An 18093-nucleotide genomic window follows, 5' to 3' on the forward strand; every position below is an offset into this window, starting at 1 on the left:
CATCAATCTGCTTTATGCCGTTGCTGCTTAAGAGTGCGGCTTACGTTAGAAGAAATGGCTGGGTTTACACGAGAATAAATAAACTATTTATGATGGCCGTATATCAATATAATAAAATAGATACCCGTTTATTATAAAAGGAATGGAACGGATACGGGCTATTTAAATCGTGGTGATGATGCCGGTTATAATTGCACGCGCCAGGCAGCCAGGCGCACACATCTTTTATCCTTTATTTTCCAGGCTCTTGATAAAAGCAATGACCGCTTCTTTTTCCGTATCTGTAAGGTGAAGTTTTTCTTCAGGAAGTGTTTGATTCGAAAGATGTATGCCTAGTCCCGCACCACCCCCGTTATTATAAAATTCCATTACCTGGTCCAGTGTCTGGTATACACCGTTATGCATATAGGGAGCGGTTTTGCTGATATTCCGGATAGTGGGAATCTTAAACGCATACTTATAAGAGTCAACTCCAATCACCTCATAATACCCCTGGTCCGGATCCAATGTAGAATCTGCCAGGGATGCCGGAACACCCAGCACTTCCGTTTCGCTCACCACATATTTTGGGGGCATGCTGCCATTGAACAAGGGTATAAAATGACAGGTGGCACATTTTGCTTTTCCCATAAACAAATTAAAGCCCTTCAATTCCCGGGTAGACAAAGCCTGTTCATTACCCCTCATATACTCGTCGAACCGGCTGTTGAGTCTTGTAAGGCTGCGGATATAGGAGGCAAGTGCATTGGCTACTTCATTTGATCCGATTTCCCCTGCTCCTTTTTCGGGGAACGCCTTTTGAAATAATGACCGGTATGAAGTATCCGCAGCAACATACTTTATAATGGCATCCATCGAACCATCCATCTCCGTTTTGTTATGGATTACATCCTGCACCTGATCCTCGAGCGTTAAGGCCCGCATATCATAGAAATAATTAGACTGCAAGGCGGCATTGAGCAGGGTAGGCACATTTCTTTTTAACAGCCTTGCAGGATTATGAATATCCGAATTTTTACCCAGGCCGTCTGTAAATGCCAGATCAGGACGGTGACAGGAAGCACAACTTCTTGTACCCGTACCGGATAATGCCGCATCATAAAAAAGTTTTTCTCCCAACTGCACCCTGGAGGCTGTAGTACGAAACGCTGGTCCGGGAGAAAAAGCATCGGGATTGAATGCATCCGTATCAAACAATGTGCTTGCGTTCTGCCGGAGCATCCGGTTGTATCGAATTTGAGGGCCAGGTAAGGTTTGTTCTAATTGTGCGATTCCAATACTGATTTTGTTCGCAAAACGAGTGATAAAGGTCGCTCTGTCAAAGGCGGCAAAGTCCGGATGACGCTGCAGGTACACCATAGCAGCGTCCAGGTCCTTTAATAATGCCGTTTCTTTATTTGTGTAATAAGAAAGCAGCCCCCGTATACTCTTTAAGGCTGCAGCAGATTCCTCCATGCTGTTCAGCGAAAGTCCATTGTCGAATCCGGTAATGCCCAAAGCAATGATCCGGAACACCTCTAATTTGGCGGCATCCAGGATCCGCCAGTCGGCAAGCGGATGGTCCGCAAAATACGCAGCCAGGTACTCCGTATTTGTGATTAAATACTGCACTTCGCGGATCAGCTCGTTTTTACCGGCAGTATCATATTCAGGGTAGATCCATTCCTCTATCACCTGCAGCCCCATCGGATCAACGCCCCGGGCCAAAGAGGGATCCAGCAGGTCTGCATTCTCGATCTCCTGTACCGGCGGCCCATTTAACCGTTCTGTAAGATCGGCTGCAAAATAAGCGGCCGCCCATTCAAATTCTTTGAACAACAATCTTGATCTTAAAAAAGCATGCCGCACCGCTTGCGTATCCACATGGTTTTTGCTAACTTCTAAAAGAAGCGTATCGTTTACATAATTGCGAAAGGATGTAATCTGGCTGAAGACCGTTTTTTGAATTTTTTGCACACGCCGGCCAGCTTCCGTTTGAGTTGTATGATTTGCATAAAAGGGCCTGAAGCTTGCAATCGATAGCCCTGTAAACAGAACAGCAACAATCCCCAGCCTGTTGCGCATAACACATGCCCGCCTGGAAGAACGTTGATTATTTAAAAATAAGGGCATTTCTAAACGGGTTTGCATTTTTATCCCGCTCTGCCAATGGCGTTATTCCCCATCTCTGTTCTATAAACGAAAGAATGCTCACGGTTTCATATTGAGTATGATCAACATGCCCTTTTTTTGCAAAGGGTCCGATAACGATGGCAGGAATGCGACTGCCCGGGCCCCATCTGTCAATAACCGGGGGTGCCACGTGGTCAAAATATCCACCAAACTCATCATAAGTCAGGATCACCAGTGCATCTTTTGCGTTGGGCCCGTCTAATACGGCATTGATCAGCTTCACTGCCAGCTCCTCCGAAGAATATACATCGGAACTGCCGGGATGTTCGTCATTTCCTCCGCCGGGTTTTACAAAAGAAACGGCGGGAAGTGTACCTTCCTTTGCATCCCTAAGGAAATCATTCTGATCCTTCATATGTTTTCTTCCTTCCGTTCCCTCCTCGTATTTGGCAAAATACAGGAAGGGTTCATGATTGTATGCAAAATTGTTTTTTCTTCCGGCTACTGCATCATCCCACCCTTCGGAATACCAGGCCCAGGAAACACCTTTTTCACTCAGCCGGTCGCCAATGGTAGGCATTGTTTGAGAAGGCAGCAATTTGGAAAGATCCGATTTAGAAGGGTATGGCTTGTTCCGGGAAAGCACATGATTCACCGCATAACCATCCGGCGTAACGATGCCATCTTTTATCATCCTGCCCTTATCGTCCACATCCGCAACTAATGATTTTGGAGCATCCTTCCATACCGGCGCAGCAGCTGCAATCAGGTATACGTGGTTAAAATAGGAACCGCCAAAAACGCTCTGAAAAAAATTATCGCACAAGGTATATTGTTGTGCTACCGGATACAACGGCAATTTTTTGGTATTGTAATAGCCCATTGCCAGCCCTTTAGAATCGTTGTATGCCGCAAATTTATCCATCTTTCCCCCGTTAATCTGTAACTGGTTGTGATAAAAACGATGGGTAACATCCGGCGTTTTTTTATCGGACGGAACATATTGATCTATATTAAAAAGCTTGTTCGGCAGGTTGGTCGGAAAAGCGTTATTCCTTGGAATTTCGGGCAGGTATGTATAGGGGCGTCCCTGTTCATCAACCTGAACAAAATTGCCCTTTTGTGCATTTTTAATACCATTCGCTCCTTTGAACTCACCATAAAGGTTATCGAAGCTATGGTTCTCCATATAAACAACCACTACATGATTGATCTGACGGATGCCTTCATCAAATGAAACGTTCTGCCGTTGTAATTTTTTACCGGTTCCACAACCGGTGATTCCTAAAATAAGAATGTTGGTAAAAAAAAGTCGCTGTATCGTCATGCTGTACCCCTTTTTTGAAGATTCAAGTATAAATAAAAAGACGGATCCCGATGAAAGGTTTTATCACAATCCGTCAATTAAGAAAACCGGTTAGGGCGCTATGCAGTGCAAAATGACGCATCCCAAAAACGTATTGCGATTTTTTTTAAGAGAGATTCTTATAATTAAAGTGACGGCCGATCACCTATACACTGAGTGTTTCACAATCGTTCTTAAAAATCCCTGTTCCTTTTGTATCCGTTACAAACTTACCATATTTTGTTATAAAACAATCATCCGGCGGCTGGCCCTCCCTTCATTTTATATGTACGGTAAAACGTCTGTATCTACGGGGATCTTCCCGGGGATGCTGTTGCAACCAACGACATATATGGCAGCCCCCGGCACAACTAAACGGTATTAGGGGCCGGTGATTTTTTAATGTATAGGCATACTGATGCGACAACATCTGCGAATATTTTTAAATTTTGAACGGGCGGTCAATAACAAAAAGATAGCGCAAACGCAGTACCCATCGCCCATATCAGTATAAGAACCCTATCTGCATTTTATTTTTACTTCGGCTTGCATACAGAGAAAACACAACCTTTTTATACTTATCCTTTTCGCAATAGTATCAACCCTGAATTTTATGTATATTTAGTTGGCCGGGTACAAACCCTTCGAAAGTTTCTATATCTATTTATGACAGTGAAACTACTTACCTGCATCCTGGTGGTACTGGCTGGCATTGCCGGCTTTAAACCGCTACACGAGCCCAACCGGCACCATCCGGGCAGCTCCCTTGCAGCACAATACCCCAATGATGTGGGCATTGAGCAGGACCCAGATGTACTTTATGCAGAAAAATTTAATGATGGTATGCCCAATATACTGGCCCGGTATACGGATGTTGTTAACAGCGCAGGAATGAGCCTGGATAGCGTGGATGTTCCGGCCAAAGGTTGCGTAGCCCTTAAAATGACCAACCAGGGAGGAAAAAACGACGGAGGGCATTTATTCCGGCGGTTTGACCCGGGATTCGATAGCGTCCTCTACGTAAGATATTATGTAAAATACCCGTCGGATTCGAAAGGATATATCCACCACGAATCGGTTTGGGTCGGCGGCTATGCTCCTGCTACCCGGTATCCGCATCCCCGGGCCGGCACCTGTGCGCTTGGAGATCAGCGGATCTCTATAGCCTATGAACCCGTTGGCCCCCGCGATGACATGGACACCTATCTTTACTGGGGCGATATGCGGGCCGGCGCCCGGGGGAAATGCTATGGCAATGATATGATAAACGGCAGCCCGCAATCGAAAAAGATCCCCTGGGACGAATGGACCTGTATTGAGCTGATGATCCGGCTCAACCATCCCGCAACAGCGTCAAACGGAGCGCTGCAGGTTTGGCAGGATGGCGCAGTAGTAGGGCATTGGGGCCCCGGTTTTCCAAACGGCAAATGGCAGGCTGATTCCTGGATGAATGATAAAACCGGGCAGCCCTTTGAAGGGTTTCGCTGGAGAATAAATGAAAACCTGAACCTCAATTATATCTGGATCGAGTTTTACGACGACACCACGCCCGAGGGAACATCCCATCATATCAAATTCTCCAACCTCGTTATTGCCAAAAGATACATCGGGCCTGTTAAACCCTGAACCTCATTTTAAAAATCAATCTGGAATAGATACACCCCGTTGCTTTTATTGTTATTCAGCTCAAATGTCTCGCTGAATTTTTTGCATGGCGTCAATTTCTTCGTTGCTTAATTTCACAAAACGCTCTCATCATCTTTTAGGAAAGATGCTATTATCCGGATGTAAAAATGTGATCATTCAAATCTTTGTCCGGCGTAACGCTTGTGAAAGGAATCCGTTGCCATCATCAAATGGGTGAATGATGATAAACCAAAAATGGGCGATTGCAGCTTTCAGAACAGAATCTGTTGCCGTATCGTCGTTAAACCATTGAATGTATTGTCCATTTACTACAAAAAGTTCAACACAGCAACGGAGACATTACGGAATGGTTAAGCTGGTTTCTTCATTGTCGCAAAAACGCGTTATCGGCTACGGAAAACAATAAAATAAAATCTGCAGAAGGCTCCGTTTTGGAAAGTACACGAGCATACCCGCTTAAATGAAAGACAGCGCCTTGTATTGAATAAGCTCCTGGATGGGTTTGATAGAAAATTAAAATCTTCCAAATGGGCTAAAATAGCAATATGCTCTCCTGATACCGCTTTACGGAATATAAAAGACTTAATAGAAAAAGGCATTTTACAGCGGGAGCAGGGAGGTGGCCGTAGTACAAATTACGAACTGGCAGCGTTTTACGCATTGATCTTCCTGCTAAATATTATCTGTACATTAATAAACCCCGACAATTTTATAGCGGCCTTTTCAATGATAGTGCGTCTGTTTGTAATAAAATAAAAGCCAATATACCAAACAGCTGCAACCTTTATTGTGGGCGGTTTATTATAATAGCGCGTTGTGACACACTTTATTTTAGATATTTTCTTATAAAAGCAATGCTTTGGTCAATTAATTTATCTATTTCCTGGTTAGAAATATTGTTAAAGCCATGGTCGCCGTTTTCAACGGTTATAAATTCGTTTTCTATTAATGAGTGATCAAGCGCATTTTTGAGATCTTTTGATTGTGAAATCGGGACAACGTCATCCTTTGTCCCATGAAAAATTATAGTAGGTACAGCATTTTTATTTGCATATTTTATCGGGGAATTGAACGCGCAGATCTCATTGATTTTTTGCCTGTCCGTTTTCGGGGAATAACCGGTCATCGCGAAAACTAACTTTTCACGTATTTGATATAGTTTTTGGAAGAATAATTTAAACATAAATCCACCGAACCATCCAATATCTATTTTAAAGAGCGTGTTGAGATTTGTAGGTCCAAAGTTGTCGATTACATAATTTACACGAGCTGAATGAGGCGAAAGTTCCTTGTCTCCGGTGAATTGTTCATTCGTTGTATACGCAGCCATTAATGCCAGGTGTCCTCCAGCAGAGCCACCCCATAATCCAATATTTGTTGTGTCTATATTCTTCAGCATGAGCGCGCACCCATCTGATGGCATCTTTACAATCTTCCACTGGGGTTGGAAGATGTATGTACTTGCCAACGAGCCTGTAATTTATACTTATCACAGCGAAGCCGTTCTTAAGCAATTCGCTTTTGAATCGCTGCATGTAATAAATGGTTTCCAAAGTCTTGTCCCCTTCCGCCCAGGCTCCGCCATGAATTATGATTACCACGGGATGTTTTGGCGAATTTGTATCCGGCAGAAAAATGTCAAGCTCAGTGGAGGAATCAGCTACTGCCTTTTTATAGGAAACGTTTGTAAAGCTTTGTGTGTGTTGCCGACCGGTGCCGGGCTGTGCGCTTGCAAACGGAATTGTAAATACAGATAGAAGCAAAAGCCATAAAAGAAAAAGAGCCTTTCTCCTCTTTTCGGATTTTTGCAAACTAAAAATTGAATTATTTTTCATTCTATGGTTTTACCCCATCAGGCAGCTATTCTGCCAGCAGCAAAAGCGGTCGGTATTATTTCAGCAATAGTAAATGTACGAAAATTGAATGTGCCGGATAGCGAAGAACAACACAAAAGATTAAACTACATGGAATAAATAAAGGCCGTTAAAAACGGCCTTTAAGTTTGCTCCCCCTGCTGGGGAGAGCAACTATTTGATTACTAATGTTTAATAAAAATTGTGTCAATTTTTTGCTTTTTGGCAAAAACGGAGCCGCTTCTGCCATTTTGTGCACTCAAATATAGCCATTCTTGGCAGACTTTCTGCTAAATTTTCCGGACATATTTTTTCTAAGCGGTACTTTCAATTCCAAAACGTGCAGAGATTAGATTCTTTATTCGCCGCAAATTTGCGGCGAATAGCGTTACACTTCCAAAGCAGAATTATATTCACACAGCTATAGTTTTAAGGTTTTAGACTAAATTATACTGTGAAAGCATATAACATGAAGTTGCGGCGAGGTGGCTTTTTAATCTCATGTAATTTTACGCGATAATTGTTGTGATATGATTGACCCAGAACAGACGCAAAACAAGGAAAATGAACTAGTTAAGCCCCCTGTTATTGCAAACCAGTTTCGCCCATATCAATCTTTGGACGACCGTAGGTTCGAAGAGTTGACAGCTTCACTGATCGATCTCAAAATAAGAAATACAGGTTTTGACAACTACGATCTCGCTACATTAATGACTGGCGTATCGGACAAAGGGAGGGATCTTGCATTGTACCGGAATAAGCGGCAGGAAGGAATCATCCAGTGTAAAAAGTATGGAAAAAGTATTACCCGATTATATTCGGGCGTGATCTGGTTAAATATATTCTAAACAACCTGCTAGACGGTACGCTACTGCCAGACCCCAGCAAGTTTACTTACTATATGGCTGCTCCGGGAGGTTTCACTGCGGACTGCCTGGATCTAATCGACCAACAACGGTTTGAACGACAGCAAATAGAGGATTGGGTAAAGTATAATCGGGAACAGTATACTAGACCACTCTCCAGAAATCCAGCTCGCTGTCATACCTGAGAAGCCACGTCTTTGGGGAATACGAGTACCATGTTCAGTCGTATAGGCGTCAATACGAACGACTGCCTCCCCGGCATCTATTTGCTCGGCTTCTGCCACTGCAATTGATCCATCGCTAAATTCTGCAGTTACTGGTCCAGTTATTCCACCTGAAACTAATTTAAAAAAGAATATTGCTGTACATCCGGGATACACATGAGTATCAGGAAAACTGATTCTATTCATATTTAAATTTATAAAGATTTTCGCCAATCATACCATATCATCAGGCAAATATGCTACGATCAATCGAAACAACCTTGTTGGGGTATTTGCAAATAAATGAAATAATCAACTGCATGATATAGTGTGTACTGTTGTACGGGGTGAGACTATCTTTGATATCATCCAGGCAGTAAATATCCGCAGTATTGTCAATATACCCCATCCCGTAAAAGCTGCCATTTTCGATCCAAACGCAACTTTTCTCATTACAGTTCCTCCCTTTATCAATAATATAAAATGTCGCCGTGTCTTCTTTTAAAAAGGAAAGCGCCCTTGCTACTTTTTCGTTATAAATTTTGGGCGGCTGACCAGCAGAGCAAAGCAATTTATTTTTCTTATCAATGAGGTCGCATAGATCGCAGCGCCTTAAACGGCATAATTCAGCGCAAAGGCCAAAGCGCCTGGTCAATTCCTTAACTTTATTTATTCCTCCTTCGCGTGTAGTGAATACCTGGACAGGCAGATCTTTTTTGCCCAGACGGGAAATCTTCATTCTTGTGTAGCCTCCCGGGTCATCCAGTACAAACAGTCCGAACTTAGGCTCATACTTTTTTAGGGCCTGGTTATATTTGGGGTAAATTCGTTTAATTTCCAGTGCTTCCAGTATGAACGCCATCAGCTCGGTTCCACAGGCTTCGAAGCTGATAGCCGAAGCCTCTTTTATAAAATGCTGGCGCTTCAGATTGATATCCCGCTGTTTAAAATGTTGTGAAACGCGTTTCTTTAAATTTTTAGCTTTACCGACATAAATTGCTTTTCCTTCATCATTATGAAAATAATAAACGCCGGGACTATCTGGTAGCTTCTCAAAATCTCCTTTTATTACATCCGGCACTGCCTGCTGCGCTCCCGGTCCTCTTTCCAGCATTGCTGAAACAACACCAGCACCGTCCCATTGTAATAACTTTCGAAATAATGTAACTGTAGCATCTGCATCACCACCTGCTCGATGCCTGTTATCGAGCTCAATACCCAACGAATCACAAACATTACCAAGACTATAAGAAGGTAGCCCCGGCCGGATCGCTCTTGAAAGTTGTACCGTGCATAATTTAGTCGCTTGGTAGCTATACCCTGCGTTCTCCAAATGATGTTTTACAAAGCAGTAGTCAAAATTGACATTGTGTGCCACAAATATCCTGCCTTCGAGCATTGAAAAGATCTCTTTTGCAATGTCTTCGAAAACGGGACTGTCCTGCACCATAGCATCGTCAATCCCCGTAAGCGATGTGATGAAGGCGGGTATCGGGTAATCTGGCCTTACCAAAGTTTCAAAGCGGTCGATAACCGTGTTCCCATCAAAAATGCGTATGGCAATTTCAGTAATGTTGCCTCCCGCCGCCGCATTGCCCCCGGTAGTTTCAATATCAACTATTGCATACTCTGTATCCATTTATCCTTTAAATTTATGGCAGCTTTTAATTTCTACACAAACCATCAACTAAATTAATTAGCAAATATCGGCTAAATATCTTATCATTCCCGATTTTAAGGCAGATCCATCTACTAAAACGAACCCTTCCGGGAAATATCAGAATATTTCCATGTCTTAAATTTATCTTTAAATCTGACTTACAGTATATAACGTTATATTATACTAATGCAGCAAGATAATAGATTAACGTTCTTGCGACTGTATCAAATTACAAACAAATTATTATAAATAACAAATGCGAATAGACGAACAACGAATTATAGACTATTTAAGCCAGGGCATGACGCAACAGGAAGTGTCAGCTAAATTGAAGAAAGGGAAGATCTATCCCGCCAGTGTTAGCTCCATCGAAAAGACCTGTTCAGCTTTGCGCAAACGGTACAAGGCTAAAACAAATTTTCAGCTGGCGGTTAAACTATGTCGCAAAGGTTATATCAGGTAGTCCTTGATTTCAAATCCGATTATAAACCAGGTTTTCGGCAACTTCAATAACCTACTTAATGCTCATTTTCCTTATAACGGCAACTTTGTCTTTTAGATTTCATTCGTTAAATTTATTTTTTGACGAACGAGCTCAGCAAAACGGTCGGAATTTTCAAAAATACCCCCATTAGGGTTGGCTATGAAGGAAGTACAGGTTATTCATATCTCCACGACAGCGACCAAATCAAAATGAGCGATCTATCTGTTACTTAAACCATAACAGGCTAATCGCATAATTGTATATATCAGAATAAAAACATTGCTCATAAAAGTTACGGCGGGGATCCCAACCTCTATTCTCGAACCATTCCTCGAAATCAAGTTGCTCAGGCTGTGACGCCTCCAAACCTGGGTTTAGAAAAAACTGGTTTGCAACTGTCGTTGGAGGAAGCGCGCCGCCAATACGGAACTTATTGGCCAGTTTGGGAAAGTCATGACTACGAACCGACCATTTAACTTTACCATCTTCGGAAAAAACAATCATAATCTCATGTGTTCCAACCGTCGCAAACCTTAATGCCGCTGCAGTCAAACTGACTCCGAACTTCTCAGAAATTTCCCGAATTATGTTTAAGGAAAACGGGCGTTTAGCGGTTAGGTTTCTCAGTTTTGCTGCCGGTAAAAGTAAATTTGCTGCGAAGGCATCGGCTTGCGATTCCAAAAGGTCTGAATGAACAAGGCCCGAATGAGACGAGTGCAAAGGAATACTCCCGACCCTAATACCTTCGCGATGGCTTTCAATAAAATAGTGCCCTAGTTCGTGGGCAAGCGTAAAGCGCCCCCTATTGGACGTTGGTGTATTACCTTTTGTGGTATTCAGATGTATATTAAACTCCCGTCCATCCCAAACAAGCATACCGTCAAAATGATGTTTATAATCATCTAACAATATATCTAACCCCTCGTCTGCACAAACAGCCTCCAGATCCACTCTTCCGTCTTTCCAGAAGTTATCTGCTATTATTTCGGTGAGAAATTTGGTTTCAGCGCTTATCATCAACCTTTTTTGTCATCATTTTCGGAATTCCTTTTTATCTCCTGGTTCTTTCTGATTTGTTCCAGCACATCGGCAGGCAGATCGCTATTTTTACGGGCAGCCATACGGAGTTCTGCCTGTTCATCCGATTTCAATTCAACTTGGCTAATAGATAATTCCATGCGTTGTCGCGTTCCGTTAATAATGGCAAAGGGATCAATTGCATTCTCATCCACAGAAATAGAGCCCGGTGGATTTAATTTTTCAAACCGATCCAATTCCAGGTCTGTACGTGGTAGCAAATAGCCTATTGAGCATAGCCACTCATATATATTACCGCCGTCTATTTTTATTGATTTAACTGCCATAACCCAGAGATTTCATTAAATCGAACGCTTGTTTTTTGTAGACCCGAATAGAGGACTGGGATAACTTTACCACGTCTCTCAACTCCTTTGCGAGTTGCCGGGGTATATTTTTTCCCTCATGTTCGTGATATTGGTAGGTCAAGTATATTATTTTATGTTTAGGGGTCAATGTTGAAAACGCTTTATCAAGTTGAGCTTCGACTTCTTTCAGTTGACTTAATTTTTCAGGGGTATAGTCAACATTGGGATCAATCAAGGATATTATCACCTTTTCTTCACCAGTATAGGGAGAGTCGTCGGGTTTTACATAATCTGCAAATTCATTCCTTGCGATACTGTATAAGTAATACCTAAAGCATTTTTCGACATCTTCTGTTTTGCACTCTGAAACCCGAAACTTGCAGTATTTAAAAAGGCTTTCAAATGTCCTGTTTGTGACTTCCTCCGCATCGGTTTCTGTGAGCCCGGATTTCAAACACATGCGGGTACACTTTTCTAAAAGATCTTTTCTGAATCGAAATGTAATATTAATAAAGGCCGCATTAGCCCATTCATCCGATTCTGAATCCCCCTTTAACTGTAATAATTCGACGAGATTTTCTAATGTCTCATTTTCTAATTCCTGCCAGGTCAAGTCTTACGTTTTATATACCTAAAAGCGTTAGTAACGGTTTTGAGTACATTCCAGATAACGGTTTCGGTATTATAGTAAATGTAGTTAAATCCAAATTAAAAAACAAATGGAACAAGAAAGATTAAAATTTTGCGTAGAACGGTATGACCATTACTACGACAGTATCAATAATAAAGCTACCGTTTTTTTAACGCTAGGTACGTTCATCACAGGTGGCTTGGTTGCAGGATATCCTACACTACTAGAGAAGGTAAACTGCGGGATATGTATTCATCTGTTAATGGGTCTGTTGTTATCCCTGGGACTTGCTATCATGATTATCGTTGCCTGGACTTCCGTCCCGTTCCTGAAAAGCGGGGGTAATTCTCTTTATTATTTCAATGATATATCCGCAATTCCAATGTCAGATTTTGGTAATTACTCGCAGTCAGTTACCGAGGCTGATGAGATTTTAGATCTAAGGGAACAGGTGTATCAGTTAGCGGCTGGTCTTTCAGGAAAATTTAAGAAATTAAGAATCGCAGGCTATTTACTCATCACCCAGTTTTTTCTTTTTATTCCCCTTATAATCGTCATCATTTCTAATTTAAAAAAATAAATTATGCAACCATTCAGTGATTATCTAACGACAATAGAAGCAGCGCTTCATGCAGACCCGTTGAATCAGAATTATCAAAATTTACATACCCTGCAAGAGGGCAAGTTATCGAAAGGCTTGAGCTTCGAAGCCTTCAACAGGCAGATCCCCGAAATGCAATTGCAACCCAGTTTACAACGCTTTGCAAATGAGCTCGGGAAACAACCCAATTTTAACCAGCAATTAGGACTTCATCCCGATTTCAGCCATCTCAAACACAGCAATTCCGTTGAGCACCATTATATTGTCTCTATGTTCGTAGACATCAAGGGATCCACGAATTTATTTAAAAGATATAAACCGCTTACCGTCCTGATTGTAACGAACGCTATTCAGCGGGCAGCTATCCATACCTGCCTGTTATTCGGCGGCTATATTCACCGGTTGCAGGGTGACGGCCTTTTTGTTTACTTTGGAGGCAGGAATATCCCAATATCGAAAGCTGTTGCCGATGCACTTCAATTTGCATCTGTATTTACTTATTTTGTAAAGAATGACCTCAAAAACCTCTTTAATGAACAGGGGATAGAAACCATTTTTACGCGTATAGGAATTGATCTTGGTTATGATGAAGACGTAATATGGGCTCTTGCCGGTGTTGGTGAAATAAGTGAGATTACCACTTGTAGCCTTCATACCAGCCTTGCCAGTAAAATGCAGGGATACGCACCCAGTAATGGAGTTGTAGCCGGCGATCATATACTTGATGAATCATATTTAGCAAAAGATCTGTTTGTACCGGTTTGCCATCGGACAAAATACGAGGCCGACAGGTATATATTTCAAATTCCCGAAAAGAGATTTAATTATACCCAATACGATTTTAACTGGATGGCTTATCTGAAACGCCAGTCCTACATTGTAAGTGATTTATCGGGCCATCTTCATTTTAAAGATCAATCCGCCTTAAAGCAGCAATCTACAGCAATGCTTGCCCCGATTGCAGCTGCAAGCAAACCTTACTACCATGGATAATAAACAGGAAACACTCTTTGAAAAAGATATGATCGAACTGGGTGAAGTCTTTCCAAAAATTACGTTGGTAAGACGTAAGCATCCTGAGCTTTGGATTTTGGCAGGAGAACTTGACATCTTTGATACTGAACAACAGTATTGCGGCAGTTTTAAAGTCCGGATCTATGTTCCTAAATCCTATCCCTACTGTACGGTGTCAGTGCAGGAAACAAGCAAATTTATTCCCCGCGAAGCAGACTGGCATATCAGCACTGAGGGTTTTTGTTGCCTGGATATCGACCATAAGCTAGTTCAGCAATCAAAGATGGGTATCAATATTACCACATTTATGTTGGAAAAGGTTTACCCTTACTTTGCAAATCAACTGTATAAACTGGAGCATAAGAAGTATGCGGGGACTGAATATCAACACGAGTTTCATGGCGTAGAACAATACTACCGAGAGGATTTAAAGCTGGCTCCCAAACAAGCCATTATGGTGCTGCAAAAAATGCTGGAAAAGAAAATAGGCAGAAATGATCCATGTCCCTGCGGCAGTGCTAAAAAATACAAGCACTGTCATGAAGAAAGATTGGAACGATTGGCCTGGGTAGGTAAAGCTAAACTTGAAGAAGATCTTTCCGGATTCATTAAATTATACCCAGACTATGCTAAAGTGAGCCTAGAGCTGAAGTAATTTTCATTTATAAAGTTATTTTCATCCAATAAGTTTTTATTAGGAAATCTCGACCCTTTTCTTTATATTATACTATAAATCAGTCCCTTATAGGTAAAAGCTGATTAAATCAAAATTATGGCAAATCCAATTATAGCCACTTCATTTATTTATGCGCACATTCCTCAACCCTGTTATGCGCATGCTTTTGAAAACCGCACTTTCAGAGTTAGAATTAAGCCCACGCAAGGAATTGCCCGTTATCTTACTCAGGCCGAATTCGAGCTCCTTTATCAAGAAGAAAAAGGAACTGAATGGTATGAACTCCAGATGCAGTGTTTCCACTTCTGCAAAGCTGAGTATTTACGTAGGAATTTGACCGACTAAACAGATTGATTAAATTTTTAAAGAAAATTTAATCAGTCGTCACATTTAGCTAAGTTAAGAGAAATAGCAAAACCAAGGGAACATGGTTCAGTAAAATCTATGTGTCTTAATCTGTCGACTTTTAAAAAATAATTTCCTATTCTCTGAAGCACAAAGATCAAAACTCGATCCGTTGGATGATTTTTAAAATGGCTCCGGATTTAAAACAGGTATTTCTTTTGTTCAGGCGTCGTAATAACAACTAGCTGCTTAGTCTAAAACAACATTGGTTGAGGTTGCCGCTCAAGTGGATAATTGGCAGTCAATACCTCTATTTTCTTTTTCTCGTTTCGATGTTTCACATTTACGGTTACCAGTTGCTCAAATTCTAATGTGGACCAATTATTGGCATGGGTATAGTCCTGCAAAAGCTTTGAAGGATAAGATGAAAGAAGAAATTTACCTTTTAATGCGGACAGATGCTGTAAAAGATCCTCGAAATCTTTCTTTGTATACCCCTTGTAATGGCCTAAATGCGAATTAAAATAGGGTGGGTCACAGTAAAAAAAAGAATCTTTGGAATCTCTGGAGCGTATGATATACAGCGCATCAGTGCTTTCCAATTGAACCTTCTCTAAACGCTGGCAGTACAATTCAGTAAAAGTTTTCTTGTTAAAAAATATCTTTCTTGATGTAGAATCTGCTTCAATATCATATCCCCAGACATTTGCCAACTGTCCGGCAAAACCTTGCGAAGAAAGTACCCAAACTGCCCAGGCCCGCTTTACGGGGCTGAACAGCTCCGGATTACTGTAAACTACCCAGGCCTGCTTGTGAAGTTTGCGACTGTGAAGAGTCGATTCAATTTCTGCTAATAGTTCACTGAAAGTATCTTTTATAACCCGGTAGAAATTGATAAGCTCTCCGTTGGTGTCATTTAGCACCTCCACCGCCGATGGAGGCTTTGCGAAGAAAATAGCTGCTCCACCAGCAAAAGCTTCTGCATATAAAATATGCGGCGGGATCAATTCAAGAATGATTGGAGCCAGCTTTTGCTTTCCTCCATAATAGGTGATTGGTGTTTTCATTCAGGCTTCTTTTCTCTATTAAATCTTAATGTTATAGTTGTTGTTGCGCTGATGGTCTACAATCGGGGATACGCCGAAGCCCTCTCCAGCAAGCCGCCTGACAGCCTCCTTGAAATCTCCCCCACATTCTAAAACAGCATATACTGCATATGGCCTGTAACCGCACCCTGGTTTAAATTCCGAGCTGGTGCTGAAGACGGAGAATAATCCCATTTCATGGTTAAAATCCCCTGAACTGCGTTTATCGCTGTCACCTGGCCGTTTGAGCCATGTGCGCTTCTCATTTCGTCCAACAACTGTCCACCCGTGCTTTTCTAGCAGACCAATAATGTCTCCGCGCTGGTTATAATCATCTAAAGGACTCATTTCTCCTGCTGCCCGGATTCTTGATGGAGATTTTTCAACTTTCTTTTCTACATATTGGTTAAGAATTCGTGCCTGATGAAGTAATGCGTTCCGTTCTGATGCAGTTATTGACGGTATTCTACTTAAGTCATTCTGGACAAAACGATATCCGGGAGACGGAGGAACGACGATATAGCCACCGATCCCTCTTGTTTCAATCAATACCTTCACCCTTTCCTTCGGATGCCTTAATTTTTCCTGTTCGGTTACAGGTCTCCTGGCAAGTGCCTGATTGGGCCCTATTTCATTGCAGCGATAATAAAAATGATACCCCCCGTTTCGTGATTGTGCAATTACAATTTTCTTAAATAAGTCTGCACTAACCTGTGCGATGCCCGCGCAAAATTTTACAAATTGGCAACCTTCAGTAAAATACTTCGTATCGACATCAATTACCTCCAAATTACCGCTGGACCTTCCAGTCACCAACGCGATACCCAGGGCAGCCGGTGAGGAAAACATTTTCTCCAGCGCTGCAGCACCGGGCAGCTGGTCTTGAAAACCTTTCCATTTTGCAATGCTCTGTTTCAATGCGTCTGTTGCAATTACCGAAAAACCCATTTCCCGGTATTGCATAGCTGTGTTGATTAAAGAGTTCATTCTAAACCAGTTTAATATTTATAATTTTGGACCTCCGGAATGGGGCGGTTGCATTTTGCGTCCGCCGAACAATTTTTTTTGTTGAACCAGGTTTTGAGCGAGCGTTATTGATTTTTCTTCGGTTAACAAGCCAACCAGTGAAGTAAATCCAGCGTGGGGTATAATTCGACTAAAATCTTCCTCAACGGGGTTTATCATCGTTGAATTCCTGAAGTACTCCGCAACTAATAAACAATCATCTTTTTTTCCGTAATTCCCCAGGCCGGATAGATCAATTTTTGTCTCCCGCTCGAGTAGTTTGACAGGCACATAGGATCTTAGGTGAATACCTGGCTGAGAAGTAATACCATTCTGACCGAATTTTTTGGCAGCTACTAACTCTGCTACCTTTCCATGGTGTCGATACAGCAGGCTTGCCTCCGAAATCCAGTTTGATTCGCGATGATTTTTTCCCAGATCCGGATCCATTCTTCCTAAATCCGTGCTTAACAATAGGTATTTAAAGGCTTCTTGTAGTTCATTAAAATGATACCTGCGAATAACAACAGGGTTAATAGAATTGATGGGGCTTTCAGTGATTTTCACTTCGTATTTCCGACGATTGTCGTGAAGCCTTTTGTTCAGCTTATCGTTCTCCAAGTTTTGTTGCCAGTCGATGGTCATAAATTCCCGGTAAATACCCAGGCCGTATTTCGGATCATTTGCTATGAGCGCCAGTTCTAAATAATTAGAATTGGGATCGTAATTATTATGAAAGTAGAAATCAAATCCCGAAAATGCTTCAAACTCTTTTACAGTTTTTTTGCCAAGATCCAGGTAAATTCCCGCATAAACAGGATGGTTTTCATAAACTTCTTTCCCCTGGTAAGGAAGCTTTGAAATCTGGAGTATCGTTTCTCCATCGTTTACAGAGATAATCTTTGCACTATGATAATAACCACCTGTTGTTATCTTAAAATGGATGTTGTCAAACCTTCGTATATCCCCAGCGATTAGTTCTTCAACAGCCTCCTGGATACCAGTGTGGAAACTCTTCTCCTCAAAGGGTACCGGGAAAAGACAATCGGGGTCTCTGGTTAAAACTCCTGTATAGTCTGTTCCAGTTCTTTGCAAAACATATTTATGCTCTTCAGGCATATGTATTCAGAATTAAGTTAAATCGATATTTTTCGCGCCAAATAACCCTGCGCATAGGTTCT

17 protein-coding genes and 1 pseudogene are annotated in these 18093 nt (G+C 41.8%); 6 read left to right on the forward strand and 12 right to left on the reverse strand.

Features of this window, described 5'->3' with window-relative positions; all coding sequences use genetic code 11:
- Positions 1 to 225: 225 nt before the first annotated feature.
- Together Q1V85_RS17740 and Q1V85_RS17745 are read right to left on the reverse strand one after the other, a co-directional pair.
- Positions 226 to 1863, reverse strand: coding sequence for a cytochrome c peroxidase (locus Q1V85_RS17740; RefSeq protein WP_300601898.1), 1638 nt, complete (start codon positions 1861 to 1863; stop codon positions 226 to 228).
- A gap of 229 nt (positions 1864 to 2092) precedes the next feature.
- Positions 2093 to 3439 (reverse strand): alkaline phosphatase family protein, encoded by a 1347-nt coding sequence (locus Q1V85_RS17745; protein ID WP_300601899.1) that lies wholly within the window; start codon positions 3437 to 3439, stop codon positions 2093 to 2095.
- Between the two features lie 684 nt (positions 3440 to 4123).
- On the opposite strand from Q1V85_RS17745, the gene Q1V85_RS17750 reads away from it, so the two are divergent.
- Complete coding sequence (locus Q1V85_RS17750; RefSeq protein WP_300601900.1) at positions 4124 to 5083, forward strand: hypothetical protein; 960 nt, start codon at positions 4124 to 4126, stop codon at positions 5081 to 5083.
- A gap of 177 nt (positions 5084 to 5260) precedes the next feature.
- Here the strand turns inward: Q1V85_RS17750 and Q1V85_RS25210 are convergent, their stop codons facing one another.
- Together Q1V85_RS25210 and Q1V85_RS25215 are read right to left on the reverse strand one after the other, a co-directional pair.
- Complete coding sequence (locus Q1V85_RS25210) at positions 5261 to 5398, reverse strand: Fic family protein (RefSeq protein WP_366914016.1); 138 nt, start codon at positions 5396 to 5398, stop codon at positions 5261 to 5263.
- A gap of 532 nt (positions 5399 to 5930) precedes the next feature.
- Positions 5931 to 6939, reverse strand: a pseudogene (locus Q1V85_RS25215) (alpha/beta hydrolase).
- Positions 6940 to 7487: 548 nt separating this feature from the next.
- Between Q1V85_RS25215 and Q1V85_RS17760 the strand changes: the two are divergent.
- The gene (locus Q1V85_RS17760) at positions 7488 to 7805 is read left to right on the forward strand and encodes a hypothetical protein (RefSeq protein ID WP_300601902.1); all 318 of its coding nucleotides are present in this window, start codon (positions 7488 to 7490) and stop codon (positions 7803 to 7805) included.
- A 92-nt stretch (positions 7806 to 7897) separates the two neighbouring features.
- Here Q1V85_RS17760 and Q1V85_RS17765 read toward each other — a convergent pair whose 3' ends face one another.
- The 5 genes from Q1V85_RS17765 to Q1V85_RS17785 all read right to left on the reverse strand — a co-directional run bounded on the left by Q1V85_RS17765 (position 7898) and on the right by Q1V85_RS17785 (position 12168).
- The gene (locus tag Q1V85_RS17765) at positions 7898 to 8233 is read right to left on the reverse strand and encodes a hypothetical protein (protein WP_300601903.1); all 336 of its coding nucleotides are present in this window, start codon (positions 8231 to 8233) and stop codon (positions 7898 to 7900) included.
- Positions 8234 to 8273: 40 nt separating this feature from the next.
- Positions 8274 to 9665, reverse strand: coding sequence for an exonuclease domain-containing protein (locus Q1V85_RS17770; protein ID WP_300601904.1), 1392 nt, complete (start codon positions 9663 to 9665; stop codon positions 8274 to 8276).
- A 730-nt stretch (positions 9666 to 10395) separates the two neighbouring features.
- The gene (locus Q1V85_RS17775; RefSeq protein WP_300601905.1) at positions 10396 to 11187 is read right to left on the reverse strand and encodes an ImmA/IrrE family metallo-endopeptidase; all 792 of its coding nucleotides are present in this window, start codon (positions 11185 to 11187) and stop codon (positions 10396 to 10398) included.
- Positions 11187 to 11534 (reverse strand): hypothetical protein, encoded by a 348-nt coding sequence (locus Q1V85_RS17780; RefSeq protein ID WP_300601906.1) that lies wholly within the window; start codon positions 11532 to 11534, stop codon positions 11187 to 11189. Before Q1V85_RS17780 ends, Q1V85_RS17775 begins: the two co-directional genes overlap by 1 nt.
- Complete coding sequence (locus Q1V85_RS17785) at positions 11524 to 12168, reverse strand: sigma-70 family RNA polymerase sigma factor (protein WP_300601907.1); 645 nt, start codon at positions 12166 to 12168, stop codon at positions 11524 to 11526. Before Q1V85_RS17785 ends, Q1V85_RS17780 begins: the two co-directional genes overlap by 11 nt.
- 106 nt (positions 12169 to 12274) lie before the next feature.
- Between Q1V85_RS17785 and Q1V85_RS17790 the strand changes: the two genes are divergently transcribed.
- The 4 genes from Q1V85_RS17790 to Q1V85_RS17805 all read left to right on the forward strand — a co-directional run bounded on the left by Q1V85_RS17790 (position 12275) and on the right by Q1V85_RS17805 (position 14822).
- Positions 12275 to 12766 carry a hypothetical protein gene (locus Q1V85_RS17790; RefSeq protein ID WP_300601908.1) on the forward strand — a complete coding sequence of 164 codons (492 nt, stop codon included), beginning with the start codon at positions 12275 to 12277 and terminating at the stop codon, positions 12764 to 12766.
- A 3-nt stretch (positions 12767 to 12769) separates the two neighbouring features.
- The gene (locus Q1V85_RS17795) at positions 12770 to 13780 is read left to right on the forward strand and encodes a hypothetical protein (RefSeq protein WP_300601909.1); all 1011 of its coding nucleotides are present in this window, start codon (positions 12770 to 12772) and stop codon (positions 13778 to 13780) included.
- A complete protein-coding gene (locus Q1V85_RS17800) occupies positions 13773 to 14456 on the forward strand; it encodes an SEC-C metal-binding domain-containing protein (RefSeq protein WP_300601910.1) in 684 nt (227 codons plus the stop codon). The genes Q1V85_RS17795 and Q1V85_RS17800 overlap by 8 nt, the downstream gene beginning before the upstream one ends.
- 117 nt (positions 14457 to 14573) lie before the next feature.
- The gene (locus Q1V85_RS17805) at positions 14574 to 14822 is read left to right on the forward strand and encodes a hypothetical protein (RefSeq protein WP_300601911.1); all 249 of its coding nucleotides are present in this window, start codon (positions 14574 to 14576) and stop codon (positions 14820 to 14822) included.
- Between the two features lie 254 nt (positions 14823 to 15076).
- Here Q1V85_RS17805 and Q1V85_RS17810 read toward each other — a convergent pair whose 3' ends face one another.
- From Q1V85_RS17810 to Q1V85_RS17820, 3 genes are read right to left on the reverse strand one after another with little or no spacing between them, the layout of a single operon-like run.
- Complete coding sequence (locus tag Q1V85_RS17810) at positions 15077 to 15889, reverse strand: DNA adenine methylase (RefSeq protein WP_300601912.1); 813 nt, start codon at positions 15887 to 15889, stop codon at positions 15077 to 15079.
- Between the two features lie 18 nt (positions 15890 to 15907).
- Positions 15908 to 16894: a bifunctional DNA primase/polymerase gene (locus tag Q1V85_RS17815; RefSeq protein WP_300601913.1), complete on the reverse strand. Its 987-nt coding sequence runs from the start codon at positions 16892 to 16894 to the stop codon at positions 15908 to 15910.
- An 18-nt stretch (positions 16895 to 16912) separates the two neighbouring features.
- A complete protein-coding gene (locus Q1V85_RS17820) occupies positions 16913 to 18031 on the reverse strand; it encodes a hypothetical protein (protein WP_300601914.1) in 1119 nt (372 codons plus the stop codon).
- Between the last annotated feature and the right edge of the window lie 62 nt (positions 18032 to 18093).

This window comes from Niabella sp. (genome assembly GCF_030150205.1).
Lineage (GTDB): Bacteria > Bacteroidota > Bacteroidia > Chitinophagales > Chitinophagaceae > Niabella.

What these genes read in the sequence shown, in the direction of transcription:
- Q1V85_RS17800 (WP_300601910.1), top strand. Translation starts at nt 13,773, where the DNA reads ATGGATAATAAACAGGAAACACTCTTTGAAAAAGATATGATCGAACTG.
- Q1V85_RS17770 (WP_300601904.1), bottom strand. Translation starts at nt 9,665, where the DNA reads ATGGATACAGAGTATGCAATAGTTGATATTGAAACTACCGGGGGCAAT.
- Q1V85_RS17750 (WP_300601900.1), top strand. Translation starts at nt 4,124, where the DNA reads ATGACAGTGAAACTACTTACCTGCATCCTGGTGGTACTGGCTGGCATT.
- Q1V85_RS17820 (WP_300601914.1), bottom strand. Translation starts at nt 18,031, where the DNA reads ATGCCTGAAGAGCATAAATATGTTTTGCAAAGAACTGGAACAGACTAT.
- Q1V85_RS17790 (WP_300601908.1), top strand. Translation starts at nt 12,275, where the DNA reads ATGGAACAAGAAAGATTAAAATTTTGCGTAGAACGGTATGACCATTAC.
- Q1V85_RS17815 (WP_300601913.1), bottom strand. Translation starts at nt 16,894, where the DNA reads ATGAACTCTTTAATCAACACAGCTATGCAATACCGGGAAATGGGTTTT.
- Q1V85_RS17775 (WP_300601905.1), bottom strand. Translation starts at nt 11,187, where the DNA reads ATGATAAGCGCTGAAACCAAATTTCTCACCGAAATAATAGCAGATAAC.
- Q1V85_RS17760 (WP_300601902.1), top strand. Translation starts at nt 7,488, where the DNA reads ATGATTGACCCAGAACAGACGCAAAACAAGGAAAATGAACTAGTTAAG.
- Q1V85_RS17810 (WP_300601912.1), bottom strand. Translation starts at nt 15,889, where the DNA reads ATGAAAACACCAATCACCTATTATGGAGGAAAGCAAAAGCTGGCTCCA.
- Q1V85_RS17805 (WP_300601911.1), top strand. Translation starts at nt 14,574, where the DNA reads ATGGCAAATCCAATTATAGCCACTTCATTTATTTATGCGCACATTCCT.
- Q1V85_RS17765 (WP_300601903.1), bottom strand. Translation starts at nt 8,233, where the DNA reads ATGAATAGAATCAGTTTTCCTGATACTCATGTGTATCCCGGATGTACA.
- Q1V85_RS17780 (WP_300601906.1), bottom strand. Translation starts at nt 11,534, where the DNA reads ATGGCAGTTAAATCAATAAAAATAGACGGCGGTAATATATATGAGTGG.
- Q1V85_RS17745 (WP_300601899.1), bottom strand. Translation starts at nt 3,439, where the DNA reads ATGACGATACAGCGACTTTTTTTTACCAACATTCTTATTTTAGGAATC.
- Q1V85_RS17795 (WP_300601909.1), top strand. Translation starts at nt 12,770, where the DNA reads ATGCAACCATTCAGTGATTATCTAACGACAATAGAAGCAGCGCTTCAT.